Source organism: Paenibacillus gansuensis (genome assembly GCF_042684925.1).
Taxonomy (GTDB): Bacteria; Bacillota; Bacilli; order Paenibacillales; family DY6; genus Paenibacillus_N; species Paenibacillus_N gansuensis.
In genome coordinates this window covers 158,701-176,653 of record NZ_JBHUME010000005.1, presented here as the reverse complement: position 1 = coordinate 176,653, position 17,953 = coordinate 158,701, and the positions used below count along the sequence as shown (strand labels likewise).

The 17,953-nt window shown below is 52.0% G+C and carries 19 protein-coding genes; 7 read left to right on the top strand and 12 right to left on the bottom strand.

Annotated features, from left to right (window positions below; all coding sequences use genetic code 11):
• Positions 1–15: 15 nt before the first annotated feature.
• The 4 genes from ACFSUF_RS04760 to ACFSUF_RS04745 form a co-directional block, all read right to left on the bottom strand.
• Positions 16–1,314 carry an ABC transporter substrate-binding protein gene (locus ACFSUF_RS04760; RefSeq protein ID WP_377600651.1) on the bottom strand — a complete coding sequence of 433 codons (1,299 nt, stop codon included), beginning with the start codon at positions 1,312–1,314 and terminating at the stop codon, positions 16–18.
• Positions 1,315–1,666: 352 nt separating this feature from the next.
• Positions 1,667–2,293, bottom strand: coding sequence for an SAM-dependent methyltransferase (locus tag ACFSUF_RS04755; protein WP_377600648.1), 627 nt, complete (start codon positions 2,291–2,293; stop codon positions 1,667–1,669).
• A gap of 26 nt (positions 2,294–2,319) precedes the next feature.
• Positions 2,320–4,284 carry a glycoside hydrolase family 43 protein gene (locus ACFSUF_RS04750; protein WP_377600646.1) on the bottom strand — a complete coding sequence of 655 codons (1,965 nt, stop codon included), beginning with the start codon at positions 4,282–4,284 and terminating at the stop codon, positions 2,320–2,322.
• 66 nt (positions 4,285–4,350) lie between these two features.
• Positions 4,351–6,114, bottom strand: coding sequence for a glycoside hydrolase family 2 protein (locus ACFSUF_RS04745; RefSeq protein ID WP_377600644.1), 1,764 nt, complete (start codon positions 6,112–6,114; stop codon positions 4,351–4,353).
• A gap of 158 nt (positions 6,115–6,272) precedes the next feature.
• On the opposite strand from ACFSUF_RS04745, the gene ACFSUF_RS04740 reads away from it, so the two are divergent.
• Both ACFSUF_RS04740 and ACFSUF_RS04735 read left to right on the top strand, forming a co-directional pair.
• Positions 6,273–7,190, top strand: coding sequence for an ArsR/SmtB family transcription factor (locus tag ACFSUF_RS04740; RefSeq protein WP_377600641.1), 918 nt, complete (start codon positions 6,273–6,275; stop codon positions 7,188–7,190).
• 68 nt (positions 7,191–7,258) lie between these two features.
• Entirely contained in the window at positions 7,259–7,507 is a 249-nt protein-coding gene (locus tag ACFSUF_RS04735; protein ID WP_377600638.1) for a hypothetical protein, read from the top strand.
• A gap of 96 nt (positions 7,508–7,603) precedes the next feature.
• Here ACFSUF_RS04735 and ACFSUF_RS04730 read toward each other — a convergent pair whose 3' ends face one another.
• Both ACFSUF_RS04730 and ACFSUF_RS04725 read right to left on the bottom strand, forming a co-directional pair.
• The gene (locus ACFSUF_RS04730; RefSeq protein WP_377600635.1) at positions 7,604–8,605 is read right to left on the bottom strand and encodes a Gfo/Idh/MocA family protein; all 1,002 of its coding nucleotides are present in this window, start codon (positions 8,603–8,605) and stop codon (positions 7,604–7,606) included.
• A 30-nt stretch (positions 8,606–8,635) separates the two neighbouring features.
• Positions 8,636–8,968, bottom strand: a complete 333-nt coding sequence (locus ACFSUF_RS04725; protein ID WP_377600633.1) for a winged helix-turn-helix transcriptional regulator — start codon at positions 8,966–8,968, stop codon at positions 8,636–8,638.
• A gap of 169 nt (positions 8,969–9,137) precedes the next feature.
• On the opposite strand from ACFSUF_RS04725, the gene ACFSUF_RS04720 reads away from it, so the two are divergent.
• Positions 9,138–10,076 carry an aldo/keto reductase family protein gene (locus ACFSUF_RS04720; RefSeq protein WP_377600631.1) on the top strand — a complete coding sequence of 313 codons (939 nt, stop codon included), beginning with the start codon at positions 9,138–9,140 and terminating at the stop codon, positions 10,074–10,076.
• A gap of 84 nt (positions 10,077–10,160) precedes the next feature.
• On the opposite strand, the gene ACFSUF_RS04715 is transcribed toward ACFSUF_RS04720, so the two are convergent.
• Both ACFSUF_RS04715 and ACFSUF_RS04710 read right to left on the bottom strand, forming a co-directional pair.
• A complete protein-coding gene (locus ACFSUF_RS04715) occupies positions 10,161–10,835 on the bottom strand; it encodes a tetratricopeptide repeat protein (RefSeq protein ID WP_377600629.1) in 675 nt (224 codons plus the stop codon).
• 35 nt (positions 10,836–10,870) lie between these two features.
• On the bottom strand, positions 10,871–11,452 hold the full coding sequence (locus ACFSUF_RS04710) for a YitT family protein (RefSeq protein ID WP_377600627.1): 582 nt from the start codon (positions 11,450–11,452) through the stop codon (positions 10,871–10,873).
• Between the two features lie 99 nt (positions 11,453–11,551).
• Here ACFSUF_RS04710 and ACFSUF_RS04705 point away from each other — a divergent pair, with 99 nt between their 5' ends.
• Positions 11,552–11,995 carry an Lrp/AsnC family transcriptional regulator gene (locus ACFSUF_RS04705; RefSeq protein WP_377601728.1) on the top strand — a complete coding sequence of 148 codons (444 nt, stop codon included), beginning with the start codon at positions 11,552–11,554 and terminating at the stop codon, positions 11,993–11,995.
• A 207-nt stretch (positions 11,996–12,202) separates the two neighbouring features.
• Here the strand turns inward: ACFSUF_RS04705 and ACFSUF_RS04700 are convergent, their stop codons facing one another.
• Complete coding sequence (locus ACFSUF_RS04700) at positions 12,203–14,275, bottom strand: beta-galactosidase (RefSeq protein WP_377600625.1); 2,073 nt, start codon at positions 14,273–14,275, stop codon at positions 12,203–12,205.
• Between the two features lie 176 nt (positions 14,276–14,451).
• Here ACFSUF_RS04700 and ACFSUF_RS04695 point away from each other — a divergent pair, with 176 nt between their 5' ends.
• The 3 genes from ACFSUF_RS04695 to ACFSUF_RS04685 all read left to right on the top strand — a co-directional run bounded on the left by ACFSUF_RS04695 (position 14,452) and on the right by ACFSUF_RS04685 (position 15,702).
• On the top strand, positions 14,452–15,297 hold the full coding sequence (locus tag ACFSUF_RS04695; RefSeq protein ID WP_377600624.1) for a helix-turn-helix domain-containing protein: 846 nt from the start codon (positions 14,452–14,454) through the stop codon (positions 15,295–15,297).
• Positions 15,298–15,373: 76 nt separating this feature from the next.
• Positions 15,374–15,505, top strand: a complete 132-nt coding sequence (locus ACFSUF_RS04690) for a hypothetical protein (RefSeq protein WP_377600622.1) — start codon at positions 15,374–15,376, stop codon at positions 15,503–15,505.
• Positions 15,502–15,702 carry a hypothetical protein gene (locus tag ACFSUF_RS04685; protein ID WP_377600620.1) on the top strand — a complete coding sequence of 67 codons (201 nt, stop codon included), beginning with the start codon at positions 15,502–15,504 and terminating at the stop codon, positions 15,700–15,702. The genes ACFSUF_RS04690 and ACFSUF_RS04685 overlap by 4 nt, the downstream gene beginning before the upstream one ends.
• A 171-nt stretch (positions 15,703–15,873) precedes the next feature.
• Here ACFSUF_RS04685 and ACFSUF_RS04680 read toward each other — a convergent pair whose 3' ends face one another.
• From ACFSUF_RS04680 to ACFSUF_RS04670, 3 genes are all read right to left on the bottom strand, one after another.
• On the bottom strand, positions 15,874–16,065 hold the full coding sequence (locus tag ACFSUF_RS04680) for a hypothetical protein (protein ID WP_377600618.1): 192 nt from the start codon (positions 16,063–16,065) through the stop codon (positions 15,874–15,876).
• Positions 16,066–16,306: 241 nt separating this feature from the next.
• Complete coding sequence (locus tag ACFSUF_RS04675; protein ID WP_377600616.1) at positions 16,307–17,296, bottom strand: inorganic phosphate transporter; 990 nt, start codon at positions 17,294–17,296, stop codon at positions 16,307–16,309.
• A 2-nt stretch (positions 17,297–17,298) separates the two neighbouring features.
• Positions 17,299–17,910: a DUF47 domain-containing protein gene (locus tag ACFSUF_RS04670; protein WP_377600615.1), complete on the bottom strand. Its 612-nt coding sequence runs from the start codon at positions 17,908–17,910 to the stop codon at positions 17,299–17,301.
• Positions 17,911–17,953 lie beyond the last annotated feature (43 nt).

The following is a 17,953-nucleotide window of genomic DNA, read 5'->3' as shown; positions in this document are numbered from 1 at the left end:
TCTAGTCAGCTGCGGTTACTTCTTCATCGCTTGTCTGGATTTCGCTACAGCGTCGTCCATTGCTTTTTGCGGATCTTTCTTGCCTAGCAGCGCGCTGCTCAGCTCGCCCCAGATCGGCTCGGAAATTTGAGCCCAGTTCAATACGTTTGGAGCAAATTGTACATAGTCGAAGGATTTAGCAACATTGCTTTGCATTTCCAAAGCTTTGAATTCCGCGCTTTCCAGCATCGGTTTGGAAGCAAGCGCCTGACCGGAAGCTGCCCAGTCCATAGAGTTCGTGGACACGTATTTCAGGAAGTCGCCTGCGCCTTTGATTACGTTCGCATCAGTTACATCTTTAGGCATTACGAAGTTATGGGAACCGCCGAATACCGCTTGTTTCGCTTTACCCAATTGAGGTACCGGTGCTACGCCATAGTTCAATCCTGCTTCGTCAAACTGGCCTTTCATCCACGGGCCGTTAAATTGAATTGCGTTTTTGCCTTGAAGGAACAGGGTATTTTCTCCATCTTGCTGTACGTCTCCCGGAGAAATGCCTTTTTCAACTAAGCTGCGCATGTACTTCACCATCTCAACCGCTTCCGGAGAGTTGTAAGCTACGTCTGTTCCGTTCCACAGATCTCCGCCGTTCTGCCATACCAGAGTCGGGAAGATGAACTGCTGAGGCCATAAGGTTGGTAGAACATAACCATATACGCCTTTTGCTTTATCCGTCAGTTTCTCCACTGCCGCATCGAATTCAGCGCGCGTTGCAGGAGGTGCTGTAATGCCTGCTTTCTCAAACAGATCTTTGTTGTAGTACATCACCAGCGGGTGAATGTCCAACGGTACGCCGTACCATTTGCCGTCGATGGTTTCGTAGTCAACTGGAGCCGCCACATAGTCAGCTTTGTTGACGCCGGCTGCTTTCGCCATGTCGTCCATCGGCTGAAGTGCGCCTTTGTTCACGTAGGTCGGAATTTGGTCAACGTGCATAATCGCCAGGTCCGGACGCTCTTTGCCGGTGCTCAGCGCTACATCCAGCTGCTTATAGTACTCGCCGTTCGGCTGGATGACCAGTTTCACTTTATAAGTATCTTGGGAAGAGTTGTATTTCTCTACAATTTTCTTCATGAACTCGCCGTCTGCGCCGGAGAATGGCGTCCAGAACAGGATGTCCGCTTTCTCAGCTTTTGCGCCGCCGTTGCCGGCTGCCGCTTCATTGCCTTTGTTTCCGTTATTGCTGCCGCTGTTGTTGCTGTTGCCGCAGGCGGCTACGAACACAAAGCTTAGCACAAGCAGCATCAGACCAAGGCCTTTTAGTGTCTTTCTCATGTGACAGTCCCCCAAAATTTGGATTGTTTAGAAAGGCGTGCTTGCCGGAACATGTTGTAAACGCTACCTTTCTGAATTTCATTGTACCGGGAGGGAGATGCTGTTCACATGTCGCTTTTTTGGACGTAATGGACATATTTTTGGATGGGGAGGGACATGCCGCTTTGAGGACAGTTTTAAAATAAGAACGTCTTTTAGCTTCCCAGTTGGGCTGTGATGTTACTGGGGGTTGTTTTTCCCTTATTTTTGCGAGGTAAAATAAGAAGGCTGAAGGCAAGATGGAGGATATTAAAAAAGGAACGCCAGGCAAGAGGCTGACAACAAACGCTTCTTACATGGGTTCCTTGTTCTGCTACTTCGGTTTACGAAGGAGAAACAGGGTATGACCGCTGTCCCCTTCCGGAATAAACCGTTCGTTTACGATGTCGAATCCAATGCTGCCAAACCAGCCTGCGTACGTATCCCGGTCATGGTGGCTCCAGAACATATCTGCCCCTTCCACTTTCAGCCAATTTCGCTCTGTTCCGGTCCAGGCCTCATGTCCCGTCGTAACCAGAAAATAACCGCCGGACGCCAGCCACCTGTAGATGGATTGAAACAGTTCATACTGCTCCTCGACCGGCAAATGAATGATGGCGTAAAAAGAGACTATGCCATTGAATTCACCCTCCGAAAAATCCGCCTCCGTCATATCGCAGCATATGAACTTTTCAGCATCAGGCACCAGTGCCCGGGCCCTTTCGATCTGCACTTCCGATAGATCTACTCCCGTTACCCGGTACCTCGAAGATAACAGCTTAGCAGCCGGAACTCCGCATCCGCATCCTAAATCCAATACCTTGCTGCCTTTTGGGACCTTACCGGTAAACTCCTCAGCCATCTCACGGTATCGTTCGGTTTCTGAACCCGCATCATTTTCCCTGTACGCATACGAAACTTTATCGTACCCTGCTTTTACCGTTGCTTTTGGGTCATTCATTCCGGCAGCCTCCTTTCCTGCTGTACCTACTGCCCTGTCCACTCTAACGCCGATACGGCATACCGGCCTTCCGAAGTCAAGCTGATGGACACGAGTTCACCCGCGCAATCGCCGCGGAACAGTACCTCCTCGTTTAAGCGGATCTGCAGGAATCCTTCCGTATGAAGGATGGTGACGGTATGCTCCGTGACCGCATCCTTCCTATGCGGAAGCTTGATCCGCTGCGCATCCGCCAGCCCGTCCAGGCGGATGGCGAGCTCCGCTGACGGCGCGCTGCTGCGCTTGACGCTCACGTCAAAGCGCACGGCTGCGCCGCCCATGCCTTCCGGCTTCCGCAGCGTCAGCGCCGCTGCGCCGCCGGTAGGCTCTCCGCTGAGAGTATCCCCCTCCAGCGTCCAGCTGCCCTGCTCTGCGGCGATGCTGCTCATCGCCGCCTCCGCATTGCCGGCCTCCATCGCCAGGTGACGTGTCACGGCGATGCCGGCGAAGCGGATGGCCGTCGAGTGCGTGCACACGCCGAGACGGCCGCCGCTGTGGCGGCTGCGGAAGCTGAGCGCCCGCACGCCGTCCAGCTCTACAGCGTACTGCGCGCCTGATTTGCGCAGCAGCAGCTGGTGATACGCCTCGAAACGGAAGCGAGGGTGCACCTGCGCGGACGCAGCCGTCCGCCGCACCCCATTCACCGTTTCCACGGCGCTGATCGTCCGCTTACCGCGGTCCAGCAGCACTTCCGTGTAATTTGCTTCGTCCAGGTAAGCGGCAATGATGCCGTATAGCCCGCCCATATGGTTCGGCAGCCAGCGCAGGTTGGCCTCGAACAAGGCGCAGTCGTACGTGCCCGGCACTAGTGCTGCCGCGCGTCCAATGCGCGACAGCTGCACCGCTTCGCGTCCTTCCAGGGCGAATTCGCCTCCGGCAGTTTCCCAGCCGCCGCCAAGGCCGGCCTGATCGCTGCGGGCAAAGCTGTCCGCAAACGAAGGCAAGGCCGGTGCCGGCTGTTCCGTCGACGTAGGCCCGGGAACGAACATCCGCTCGCCGAGCCAAACAAGCGGATCCATCCGCATCTGGCGCAGTTCGGTATCGACCGGTCCCGGACCAACATCTGCGAAGCGTCCGTGGTAGATAACCCAATCATCCACATTATTCGGAGCTTTGGCCACCGAATTATGGCCGACCCCGGAAACTTCCTCATTCTTCATCAGCAGCGGCCGAAACGTATCCTCGTCCGGATATTTCATCCAGTCCAGCTCCGATAAGCCGGCTCCCGGTTTGTCCTGTGCCGAGGAGTACCCGATATAATACGTCGGACGGGTGAAGGCATTTCCGCTGTACATGACATAATGCCTGTCCCTGCGTTTCAAATAGAATGCTCCTTCGATCGTATGCCAATCCCGTCCGTCCCCGAACCGGTTCTCTTCGTAAATTTCTTCGTCGATGGTCGGCTTCACAACGAGGCGGGGGTTTCCTTCCGGTGTCAGCGGGTCGATCAGGCGGTCGGCCAGAATCACGGTACCGGGCCGCTCGCGGTCCGTACCGACTGTTTCATTCGTGGAGTAGAACAAATACAGCTCCCCTTGTGCGTCCCTCACTACATGTGCGTCGATCGTGAAGAATTCGAACAGCGTTTTGGCATAAACAAAAGGCCCTTCCGGCGTATCGGACACGGCCGCCTTCATAAATTCATAATGCACATCCTCCTGCTGCCCTTCCCGCGAAGAATAGTACATATAGAACTTCCCGTTATCATAGAACACCGCAGGCGCCCAGTAATCAAACTCCCCCGAATAGGTAAACGCAAAACCCCCGTGAGTCCAAGAAACCAGATCTTCCGACTGCATGACCGTGACTCCGGCTGCCGCCGTCGCATAAGCATAATACCTGCCGTTATATTTCAAAATATAAGGATCTGGATTATACTGGTAAGGCACGTCCTTAAAGGACCTTGCCCGATCCCCGATCTCGATCCGCAGCGGATTTACGTAACTTTTCATGTGTGAGTATCCCTTCTATATTGAAAAATAAAAGGGCCGGTCCGCTTTCCAACCGGCCCCTTCCTATTACTTTCCTTCGTTAATCGATTTAATGACTTCCAACGGAATTTTCGGCTGTCTGTCATAGGTCAGAAGCCCGTTAATTTCCTGTTCCACGTCCGTAAGCTGCGTATAGCAATAGCCCTGCACTACGCCGGAGAAGATCAGCGGCTGAATAACATTGCGCAGCCGGGTTTCAAAATCCTCGTCGTTCGACGCGCCGGAATATCCCCAGCCTTCCCAATCGCTCTTCTTATATGCAATGCCTCCGAATTCGGTTACCAGAATCGGCTGTCCTTCGTAAGTATATCCGCCTACGCTCAACTGACGGTTCGCAGGCATCGCCGTGACGGCTTTCTCCGCCGTGCTGTAGCGGTCTGCAAGCACTTCACGTCTCCATTCGTAGTCATGAATGTTGAACAAGTCTGTCTTCAGCTGCTCCCAGCCGTCGTTAGAAACGACAAGACGCGTCGTATCCAGCGATTTGGTCAGATGGTACATAGTGAGCGCATGCTGCTGCTGACGGACATCGATCTGCACGTTAGGGATGCCCCAGCTTTCGTTCATCGGCACCCAGACGGCAATACAAGGATGGTTGTAATCACGGTCTACCGCTTCCTGCCACTCTTTTGTAAATCTTCTTACATATTCCTCGGAATAGTCGTAAGCATTTGCCGCCTCGCCCCATACAAGCAGCCCCAGACGGTCACACCAATACAGGTAGCGCGGGTCTTCTACTTTCTGGTGCTTGCGGGCCCCGTTAAAGCCCATCGCTTTCGTCAGTTCCACATCCTGCTTCATTGCGTCATCCGTCGGAGGCGTCAGGTTGCCGTCCGGATAGTATCCCTGATCCAATACCAGCTTCATAAAATAAGGACGGTTGTTCAGATTGAACTTGCCGTTTTCCAATGAAATTTTCCTCATCCCAAAGTAGCTGCTGACCCGGTCCGTTTCCACTCCGTTGACCAGTACCACGAACTCGGCATCGTACAAATTCGGGCGCTCCGGCGACCAGAACCGGTCCATTCCGTGGTCGTTCAGCCCTTTCAGCTTGATAGTGCGGCTCTCATCAAAGGAAGTTACCTGGAACGTATCCTGGGAAACCGGCTCTCCCTTAAAGCTAAGGTTAACTTGAAGACTAACGTTATCGGAGGAATTCCGCTGTAATCCCGCAACAAACGTGCGGATTTGAATTTCGTTCGTATCGATATTCGGTACATATTTCACTTTCTTTAAATGCACAGGACTTACCGCTTCCAACCAAACCGGCTGCCAGATACCCGTTGTGCGGGTATACCAGATGCTGTGGGATTTCTCTTCCCAGAACTGCTTCCCGCGGGGCAAAAAGACATCCGTACCGTAATCTTCAGCCTTAACGATAATGGTGTTCTCTCCACTTTGCAGGGCATCCGTAATATCCGCGTGAAACGGCGTATGGCCGCCTTCATGCTTCACGACCAATGCTCCGTTTACCCATACCGAGGCGTCATAGTCGACAGCCCCAAAATGAAGAATCGTTCTTTTTCCTGCAAAATGCTCCGGTAGCGTCAACGTACGGCGGTACCATACCACGTCATGAAAACCGGTTTCCCCGATGCCGCTCAGCTTGCTTTCGAACGTAAAAGGAACTTGAATCCGCTTACTAAATTCGCGGTTTCCAAGCTGCCAGCGTTCGCTGTCCCCTGCCCGTTGATCGTCAAACTCAAATTCCCATTCCCCGTTCAAACTCACCCAAGCATCTCTGCTGAATTGCGGGCGCGGATATTCCGTCCTAGCTGCGATTGTGTTCATAAGAAAAGCCTCCCATTAGTTAATTATTAAGTTAATTTCATTATATAAAAGTTCAGGAATGATTTTATTTTATGCAACACCTGCTATTAAGTCAACATAAATGTTGATTAATTAACTTTTGAGTTATATAATGGACGCAATAGAAAGCGGGGTTCGTTATGCAAATTGAGGTAAGTACGAAACATATGGCGATATTGGAATGTTTCTCTTCGGAAACCAGAGTCCGCATCATTGAACTGCTGCGGGACAGGCCGCATAACATAAAGGAATTGGCGGAAGCCTTGCAGCTGTCCTCCGCCATAGTAACCAAACATATACAGAAGCTGGAAGATGCCGGCATTATTACTTCCCATAGTTCCGCGGGAGTGCGGGGAACTCAGAAAGTCTGCTCTCTGCATCTGGACTCCTTAACTCTGCAATTTCGTCAACCGGTCCTCCCTGCTGAGGACAGCGCTAAATATTCGGTCGAAGTTCCCATCGGCCAATATGCGGATTACGCCGTGAAACCGACATGCGGCCTCGTATCCGGGACGAAAGCGCTGGGCTTGTATGACGACCCGCGGTATTTCTCGGATCCGGGGCGGGTTCAGGCCGCGCACTTGTGGTTCGGGAGCGGATTCGTGGAATACCGCATACCGAATTATCTTCATGCCGGCCAGTCTGTCCGTGCTGTGGAATTTTCACTGGAGCTTTGCTCGGAAGCGCCCGGCTACAACGAAAATTGGCCTTCGGATATCAGCTTTTATTTGAACGACACGCTTACCGGCGTTTGGACTTGCCCGGGAGACTTTGGCAGCAGAAGAGGCGTATTTACGCCTGCCTGGTGGGACATCGGGACACAACATGGCCTGCTGAAAAAGCTGTCCGTCAGAGAAGACGGCACTTACCTGGACGGCGTGAAATTGACCGATGTCTCGATTCGTGATCTTTCCATTGTTCATGGGGAAGACTTCCGCTTTCGTATCGCGTCGCACGAGGATGCGCGCAACTGCGGCGGTGTAAGCCTGTTTGGAAAGCAGTTCGGCAATTACAATCAGGATATCGTAGTAACGGTTTACTATGATGACTTGAAGTAACAGCATTGTTTACTTGATGACGGATCCGTGTATATCCTTTGTAACAACCTGCAAAGGAGTGGAGCAACATGAACAACAAGCGAATGGCTGCTGCAGCCCTGTGCGCCGTCCTGGCGATCGGACTGGCCGGCTGCGGAAGCAACGACCCTGATGTAGTGGATACGCCTCAAGGCAATGTAAGCGAGAGCGGGAACAACCCCGGTGTAGATGCCGGTTCTTCCGATACTACTTCAGGTTCAGGGAATTCAGGCAAGACAAACGACGATACCGGGAACACCGAGGGGAATGCAGACCGCACCGGCGACACTGCCGATTAGTTCCGGACTTGCTCCAGTAACCGACTTTGTGCTTTGTCATGCGGACGCAAAAAAGCACCGATCCTTCTCGAGGAACGGTGCTTTTTTCTTTCTCGTTTACAGGACGGCGCCAGCCGTTTCACCTTGCAGCAAAACAGGCTTACCCGAACGGGCTGATTCCAGCGCCGCTACAGTCACTTCCTGCGTTTTCAATGCATCCGAGTAATCCGAGCGGATCAAAGAGGCGTCGCCGGTGCGCACCGCTTGAATAAACGCTGCGTTCTCCGCTTCATACGGATTGCCTTGATCTTTCACAATGGTCGTCAGCTGGCCCGTTGCCGTGTGCCTTAGCTCCTCCATGCTCCAGTTCCATAAGCCGTCAGGCGTATAGGCTTTCAAACCGGCCTCGAACACGCCGTCGGGCAGCAGGCAGGTGTTGCTCAAGCTTGCTACGGCTCCCGACCGGAGCTTCAAAACAACGGTCCCCACGTCGTCAACGGATACTTGATCGTATTTCGTATGGACATGGCGCTGGGCATACGCCGCATATACTTCAGCCACTTCCCCTGCCGTGTAACGCAATAAATCGACGATATGGGTGGTCTGCTCCACGAATTGGCCACCGGAGCGCTCCTGCTTCGGCCACCATGCATTGTTGACGAAGTTCCCCATCCATTCTCCGGAAAGCATGCCGACGGTTCCCAGCTTCAGCGCCTCCCGGAGCCGGTTTGCCGTATCCCTGTAACGCAGATGGTAACCCACGGAAGTAATCAGCGGCTTCTCTTCCAGCATGGCAGCGATCCGCCGTGGCTTTTCAATGCCTGCATCCAAAGGCTTCTCTACTAAAAAGGGAATTCCTCTCTCGATCAGCTGCTCCTCCATCGTGCCATGCGATGAAGGCGGTACGCAAATATAAACAGCATCAAGCGTCTCCCCGTCCAGCATCTCCGTAAAATCAGCATACCCTGCTGCCCCGCCCAGCTTGGCGGCAAACAAATCAGCTTTGTCCCGGGACGTGCCGCATACCGCAGTCACCTGTACTCCGTCCATAGCGTTAAGCAACTGGGCATGCACATTTGCAAACCACCCGGTTCCGGCCATTCCAATACGCAACGTCATTCGATCCGCTCCTGTCGATTTAGTTTTTGCCTAGGTCCATTTTGCCGCCCACAATTTCATCTCTTTCAGAATCTGGTGTAAATCCTCCCCTTTGGGCGTCAGCGAGTACTCTACCGTCACGGGTACGGTAGGAAATACATGCCTCTCGAGCACGCCCTTATCCTCCAGATGCCGAAGCGTACTTGTAAGCGCCCTTGGGCTGACCGAAGGAATCAGCCTCTGCAGCTCGCCAAACCTCCTTGTGCCGCAGAACAGTTCCCGAAGAATGAGAAAAGCCCATTTCCCTCCGAGAACGTCCAATGTTTTTTCTATATTGCAATCGATGGTTTCAGGTACTTTCGGTATGTAATTATTCGCCGCCATTCGCCTTGATCCTCCCTGTCAAACTAGTGAAATAAAGTATAGTATATATATTTCATATAATAAAGTGATAAACATTTCACTACTTTCAAAACAATAATTACCTGACTATAATGGGTGTTGTAAAAGGAACTTTGCAGAAGACAAACCAACTATCAGGAGGATTGATCCTATGAACTATCGTAAATTAGGCGGAAGCGGCCTCAAAGTCAGCGAAATCAGCCTTGGCAGCTGGCTGACCTACGGCGGATACGCCGAGCGCGAAAACGCGGTGCAAGCTATACATACCGCTTATGAGGCAGGCATTAATTTCTTTGACACAGCTAATGTGTATGAACAAGGTGCAGCCGAAATTCTGCTGGGAGAAACGATCCAAGCCTTCCCGCGGGAATCTTACGTACTGGCGACAAAAGCCTTCTGGCCGATGGGCGACGGCCCGAACGACCGTGGCTTATCCCGCAAGCACATTGTGGAGCAATGCAATGCCAGTCTGAAGAGGCTCGGTGTGGAATATGTAGATATTTTCTACTGCCACCGCCATGACCCGGAAACGCCTCTATACGAAACGCTGCGGACGATTGATGATCTGGTGCGTCAAGGAAAAGTGCTGTACGTTGGCGTGAGTGAATGGACAGCATCGCAAATGGCGGAAGCGCTGGGGACAGCCGACCGTTACCTGCTCGACCGCATCGTCGTGAACCAGCCGGTTTACAACATGTTCGAACGCTATATCGAGAAGGAAGTCATTCCTTTCGGCGAACGCAACGGCATTGGCCAGGTAGTCTTTTCCCCGCTTGCCCAAGGCCTGCTTACAGGAAAATATACTTCCGCCAGCGAGCTGCCTCAAGACAGCCGCGCAGCAAAGCTGGATTGGATGGCCAAAGGCATTACGGAGGAGAAAATCGCTAAAGTCCGTGCACTGAGCGAAGTCGCCGGCGACCTTGGCATTACTGTCGGACAGCTGGCCCTAGCCTGGATTTTACGCCAGCCTAACGTAGCGAGCGCGCTGGTAGGCGCATCCCGTCCGGAGCAAGTGACAGAGAATGTCAAGGCATCCGGCATCACTTTGGATGCAGAGATCGTAGAGCGAATTGAAGGAATTTTAACTTAACCATCTTGACGCAGGTAATAGCAAATATGAAACTTAAACCCGGGCCATCTGCTGGCCCGGGTTTGCTTTTGCTATATAGAAAGGCTATAGGCTCAGTTTCTTGAAAAAGCTCTTGACTACCCATTTCCGCTCGGTCTTCTTCTTATATTTCGGGAGAGCCCGGTACACGGCAAAGCTTTCGTCCAATGCTTCCCTCGCTTCTTTCTTGCTGCCCAGCCTGCTGAGCAGGTCCCCCATCCGGTAATAGGCCTCACAGGAAGAGCTGTGGATTTCGCGGAAACGGTCCAGATAAGACAGCGCTTTGGATTCGTCCCGGTTGCCGTAATGTTCTGCAAGGATCAGATAAGGTTGGCCGTATTTGGCCCTAGGATTGATTTCGAGCCCTTTCCTGATCATGGATTCCCCTTCCTCCGTTGCCTGTTCTTGCAGCTTCACCGTACCCAGGTCGATCCAGAAATCGGCCGAACCGTCCAGCGGCCGGACAAGGTCGTTAAGGATGCGGCCCGCTTCCCGGTATTTCTTTCTTTCCATAAGCAGTCGTGCCAGTTCGTATTTTGACGAAGTATCGCTCGGACTCATCGCAATCTGCTGCTTTAATCTGCTAATGTTCCTGATCCGCTTGAACGGCTTCGTCAAGCTTGGAAACACCCCTACAAATTGGCGGTCCAAAACATACACGATGGCCAGCATGGCAAGAATGGCGAGAAACGGATTCCCTAATACATACCATAACAAAGAAAACAGAAGAAATTTACTCATTGCATTGCACCCCGATAAATATAGTTTCCTACTAGTTATAGCATAAATCGGCTGGAGTGGGAATGAAAGGATTTTATGGAACCTACTACGGTTGACGTTACGAGAACAGACAAGACGGAATATACTGCTTGCTCCGGCGTCACCCCGTACAATCCGCACAGCACCACAGACGTATCGAACAGAAAGACCGTATAGCCCGGATTCCACTGGTACTTCTTATCCAGATAGAGCGCCAAGATATTCGCCCCTCCCAGGGAGGAACGGTGCGAGAACAACACGGAAACGCCGAGGCCAATAAGTGCTCCTCCGAGGATCGCTCCAATTGCGGGCGGAACCGGAAACGGGGGCAGATACCGGTCCAGGCCGGTGATCAGCGAAAGAAACGTGACGGAAACCAAAGTGGATATTGTGAATGGTAGGCCTAACCGGCGCAGAGAAAAGTAGTAGAAGGGGAGATTGATCAGGAAAAATAACGGAGCGAAGGCGAAGCCGGATACATAATGAAGGGTCAGGCTCAGTCCGGCTGTCCCGCCGGTCAGCAGATGCGCGTGTTTCAGTAATAACAGGCCTGCTGCAGTGACAATACATCCGGCGGCGATCGTTTTCAATCTTCCCATAGCGGTGCCTCCTTGTTGTGTACTTCACCCTGGTGTTATTTTTTGGCCGGAGGCGGCTTATACTTGTTATATCACGAGGACAGAAAGGCGGCGGCCCCGATGGATGCAACCGATCTTCAATTGCTGCTGCTGCTGCAAAAGGACGGCCGAATGACGGTCAGCGAATTGTCCAAACAGCTGAGACTGAGCCGCCCCAGTGTAACGGAAAGGCTCCACCGGCTGCAGGAACGGGGCATTATTGAAGGATTTACGGCAACGGTCTCCCCCGATGCCGTCGGACGCGGAACGCTGTTATTCATTCAGATCAGCGAATTGAAGGTAACACCTTTGGTGTTCGAGAAAGCGGCTGCCTCGCTGCCCGTCGTACTGGAATGCCACCGCGTTACCGGCCACATTGGATACATCCTTAAAGCTGCCGTAGCGGGCATGGAGGAATTGCGCATTCTGGTGGAACGCCTTATGCCCTATGGCACCCTGCAGACTTCTATTGTCCTTGCCTCTCCCGTCGGAGCGCGCCCGGTCGTACCGTGCAAGCTCCAATAATCGATGCCGTATCTTCATTGTAAAGAAACGGAGTTCTTCCGAACATCAAACGATGTAACATAAAATAACATTACCATTCGCATTTTGAATAAAAATGGCTTGTCCTGCCTGCATCCGGTTGACGGGAACATGACTTGACATGCTATGAGAGGGGGTGCCCTTAAAGGTGACTTACACCTTTAAGGGCACCCCCTCTCCAATCAAGCTTTATTGTTCAAGCACCATCACACCATAAGCCGGAAGCGAAATCTCGCCATGCAGCATATTGCCGGTAAGCACATCCTTTACGGGACGTGAGGAAGCTGCTGCAATGGGCTCTCCGCTGTAATTCAGCAAGAAGATCAGGTCCTGCCCGTCCTTGGAGCGGATCCCCATCTCTACGCTTTTAGGCAGAGTCAGCCATTCCTTTACAGGAGACTCCAGGCCCAGCCATTCCAGCAGCTTATCCACAACCGGCTCCGAAAATGCTGCGCCGTAATACCACACTTCTCCCTGCCCGACTTTGCGCTTGGTCATGGCCGGTTGTCCTGCATAATAGTCCGATGCATATACAGCCGTCACTTCCACATCCTCGGCTTCGACACTCAGAATATCGTTAAACCCTGCCGCCCTAATTTCATTGCCGCCGGTCGTTTTCACATTCTCTAAAGCTGCTCCCCACTGCAGCAGCGGCGCCTCTACCGTTCCTTTGATGAGCGTGAAGTCTTCCACCGTTATGCCGCACAGCCCGGCAACAGGGCCGGGAAGCGGACGCATCGGACAGCGGCCGTGGATATCTTTATACCCGGTGCGTGCCCCAAATACCAGCTTGCCTCCCTGCCGCACATAAGCTTCCAGCACCGCGGCCCGCTCATCCGGCAGTATGGCGGGATGCGGATACACAAGCACTTCGTAGCGCAGCAGATCTTCCACTAAGGTATCATTTTTAAGATAAAGATAGTCTGCCGGTATATGTTGATACTGCAGCTGCTTGTACCAGGATTTGACGCTTTGGCCGTTCAGGGGCCCATGCCACACATCGAATTCCGCGTCCCATTGGTTGTCATAGTCCCTGATTATGGCGATACCGGCCTTATACTCACTGCCTGCAGCAAGTTCCCCCAACCGTGTAAATTCTTCGCCGACCTGTGTCAATTCACGGACCCTGCGGTTCGGACGGTTATGATAATCGTTTATCCCGTGCCAATAGATCTCGGTTCCCACCGTTGCCGTACGCCAGCGGAAATAGAGCACCATATCAGCCCCGTGAAGAACGGATTGATACGTCCACAACCTCAGCTGCCCCGGGCGCGGGGATGCCATCTCAATGCGGTTCACCCAGCCGCCTGGACCTGCCTGCTGTTCCATGACACAGAACTGGGGCGATACGGACCTTACGTTGGACAAGCTTGCTCCCCATCGCCGGTCCATGAGCGGTTCCACTCCTCCTTCGGGGAAAATCGTAGCAAATTGCGGATAAGAATCATAAGAGAAGAAATCCAAGTGCTGCTCTGTCAAATCATGATTATCCAGCCGCCCGAAGAGGCCGTTCGTAGTGATCCATTGGGAAGGCGCTGCCGCCCGAATGATGTCCGCCTGTTCTCCGGCAAAGGAAATCGCATTATCCGACGTGAACCGTTTCTCGTCCAGCAGCAAATGCGGATTCGGGGACTGTCCCGGGTTCGGCCGGCTTAAATAAATTTGCCCCCAATCCGTATAGGTTTGGCTCCATACTACCGTTCCCCAGGCCTCGTTCAGACGGTCCAACGTTCCGTACTTGTTCCGCACCCATTCCCGGAAAGCGGCATGATCCGCTTCCGCATAGAACTCACTGATCTCGCAGTTCAGTTCATTGTCGATCTGCCAGCCAATGACGGCCGGGTGATTGCCGTACCTTTCGGCCATTTTGGCTGTAATGCGGTTGCCCAATTCCCTGTATTTCGCGCTGCTGTAGTTGTAATGCCTTCTCATGCCATGCCTGAACAGCACACCTTCCCGCGAAGCGTTGAGCACTTCCGGATACTTCTCGGTTAACCAGGCAGGCGGCGTAGCCGTCGGGGTGCCCAAAATCACCTGAAGCCCGTACTCATGCGCGAGATCAACCGCCTTGTCAAAGAGCTCAAAACGGAAATTCCCTTCTTCCGGCTCCAGGATAGCCCATCCGAATTCCGCTATCCGGATTACACTGATGTTCATCTCGCGCATTCTCCGAAAATCATCGGACCACAGCGATTCCGGCCAATGTTCAGGATAGTAGCACACTCCCAGCTGGAGTCGATCGTTGCGAATGCTTTTAGCCAATGACAGCTCCTCCTCTTGTTTTATTACAGTAGTGGATATAATAGTTTTTTGTTAAAATATTGTTAGAGTTGTTCCAAAAAAAGACTTTACATATCTATCCTAAATGATCATTCCGGTTACAGAAATAGTATATTTTTGCGATCATATATCATCATTTTGTCAAAGAGAGGCCGCTCATGCAGGAAATTATCCCTTTACCGAAGCCGTCTTACGGACGCTACGTTTGTTACCCGGAATATATCGGGAAAGTCATGGACGATGAGGGCCATGCTGTGTACAGGTCAGGTGCATCTTCGGATCCGTTTCATTACACTTACAACCTGCACTTGGTGTTCAAGGGTGAGGGCACCTTGACGTCGATGGGCAGAATCTATGAGTTATCCGGGGGGACCGGCTTTTTGTACGGCCCGGGGTTGACCCAAGAGTATAAAGCTAATCCCGATTGTCCCTGGGAAGCCTGCTGGGTGCATTTTAGCGGGGCATATGCGGCGGAACTGCTGCAGGACAAAGGCACGGCAGATGCCTGGTTATTCTCCTTCTCCGATACCGAAACGGTTCATAGGCTGTTCCATTCTTTGCTGGAATCGGCACGGACCTTCCGGATTGAAGAAGAAGCTTCGATCTCCTCCAGGCTGTACGAACTTCTAGTTCGCATTCAATATCACGCCACGCAGCTCAATGAGCCCAAAGATCCGCAATGGGAATCGATCCGCTCGGCAGCGGATTATATCCGCAACCACTGCCATGAGGATCTCCGGCTCGAAGACATGGCCAACAAAGCAGGCTACAGCCCCTCCTATTTCAGCAGACGGTTTCATGAGATCATCGGACGGCCCCCGATCAGTTTTATGACAGAGAGCCGCATCGTACGTGCGAAGCAGCTGCTGACGAATACCGAAATGACGGTAAAGCAAATCGGGGAAGCGTCGGGTTTTGCGGAAAGCAGCTATTTTATTCAAATCTTCCGCAGGCATGAGCAGATGACGCCTGCACAATTCCGTTCCATGTTCCGGTCGGGCTGACCTGATTCATTTACAGCGATGAAGTACAAATATAAGTTGTCATTAACTTTTCACTCTACTGTTGGAGGCGACCGTATTGGACTTCTATATTTACATTGCTTTGGCCGCTGCCTACGCTGTCCTGTTTCTTGTCGGCGCCGGCAGAATAGCCCGGGGGCAGGGGGACTTTTATACGGGGCTGTTATTGCGGGCATCTGGTTATGGGTGAAACGGCGTTGGCCGTGGATGGCGCTGGCTACGGCGATATTGTTTATCGGACGCGCTATCCCGATGAAATTGGAAAGTTCGGCCATAACAAATGTATTTGAGCTCATGCTAGCCGTTTCCCTGATGGCCACGATCCGCAGGCAGGACAAATACGGCGAAAGCATGCGCCCGCACGGTCCGCAGCACCGCCGAAACTAATTTTCATCCCCTGGTTATTCTGGAAATCCGCATATTTTGTTGATTAATTCTGGTGAGAAACAATGAACATGTAATTTGCAACAACACATAGCAAAAAAACCGGAACCTGTCTGATGGATGTCAAAAGGTTTCCGGTTTCTTGCCGTTTCGATACAGGCCTTCACGGCCGGCTTATTGATTTTGCCGTCCCCTGCCCGGAAGCAGGAACTGCACCAGCGCAACAACGGCCGTATCTACGGCTGTCGCCATCAGCGTCACCGTGAACCAGCTCTCGGTACCAAGCGCATAGTAGAGAATCCCGTGAAATGCAAACAGGAGGACAAACAGCCATAACAAGTTTACTTGCTTAATCCAGTTGACCATCGTGGACTCCACCCTTCACCGTATGAAATATACCGTACACTCATTATGTACCCAAAAAACGGAGGACATACTTCCACTTTGCCGGAAAAAGGAATTCGCTGCTGCGATTCTTTAGGCGCAGCCCTGATTCATATTTACCCTGACGCGATTTATACACACTGCAACAAGCAACCTCAACAAACAAAAACGCAAAAAGGGAGCCCGCAGGCCCCCCTAAAAAAATGATATTGAGCTTGTCCTCTTACAGGCTTACCAGCGCAATCAATCTGTAAATAACTGCTGCAAGCAGGCCCGCCACCGGGATCGTAATCACCCATGCAACCACTATACGTCCAGCTACGCCCCACTTCACAGCAGAAAACCGTTTAGCGGAACCAACCCCTAGAATGGAAGAGGTAATTGCATGCGTCGTGCTGACAGGAAGTTCGTTCAGTGTAGCCGTCAAGATGACGCCTGCCGAAGACAAATCCGCAGCAAAACCGTTTACCGGCTCGATTTTGAAAATTTTGGTTCCCATCGTCTTGATGATCTTCCATCCTCCGACCGATGTACCCAGGGCCATGGCCAGGGCAGCGGAAATTTTCACCCAAGTCGGAACGTCCAACGTCTCCTGGAACCCTCCGGCTACCAGTGCAAAGGTGATGATCCCCATCGCTTTCTGGGCATCGTTCGTACCGTGGGTAAAAGATTGGAACGCTGCGGTGAGTACCTGCATCCCGCGGAAGCCTTTGTTCGTCTTATGAGGATTCGCTTTAGCGAATACCATCTTTAAGATCCACATGATCGTGAAGCCCACGGCAAATGCAATGATCGGCGATAACAGTAACGCGTACAGAATCTTCTTAAAGCCCGCAGGGTTTACCGCAGAGAAGCCTGCCGCAGATACAACCGCACCTGTCAACGCACCGATCAGCGCGTGGGAAGAGGAAGACGGGATACCGAACCACCAGGTAATCAGATTCCAGGCGATCGCCGCAATCAAAGTTGCAGTTACGATCAGCATCCCATGCTCCAGCGTGGCGGGATCGGCCACACTGCCGCCGATGGTCTTAGCCACGCCCGTAAAGGTCATGGCGCCGACAAAGTTCAGCGTGGATGCAAGCAGAATCGCTCTTCTAGGCGTTAAAGCCCGGGTGGAAACCGAAGTGGCAATGGCATTGGCTGTATCGTGAAACCCGTTGATGAAGTCAAATGCCAGAGCCAAAAAGATCACTATAATAATCGCCGTCATGTTTACGAATTCCCCATAATCACGGATTCAAGCATATTGGCTACACGCTCGCAGCTGTCAGTTGCTTCTTCGAACATTTCAAACAATTCTTTTCTTTTTATAAGCTCAATAGGGTCCTTAATTTCCGCAAATACGTTCTTGATGCATACCCGAAGCAGGTCGTCCGCCTCGTTCTCAAGTTCATTAATGCGGATACAATGTTCTCTCATAGCAAGCAGTTTCTTAGTGCTGAGAAGTCTCATCACCTTCTGGATTTCCACCGAACATTCCAGGAGAATTCCTGCAAAACGTTTCATATGCTCGTCCGTTGTCCGGATATCGTACATCTCGAAACGGGAAGCGCATGCCTCCATCTCATCCAGTACGTCATCTAAAGCGGAAGTCAATGCCATAATATCCGACTGTTCGATCGGTGTAATAAACGTTTTGTTCAGCTCTTTGTAAATAAAGTGAGTATAGCTGTCTCCTTTATTCTCATAAGCCTTCATCTTCTTCGCAAAATCACTGAGATTTCCAGGCTGCTCGATACCTTTGGCAAAACATTGCGCGGCTTCCAGCAAATTGTCCGAAATGGATTCCAGTGTGGTGAAGAACACATCTTTTTTCTTAAACATTGATCAGACCACCTATAGCAAATTTTGACGAAAATTATCCCCG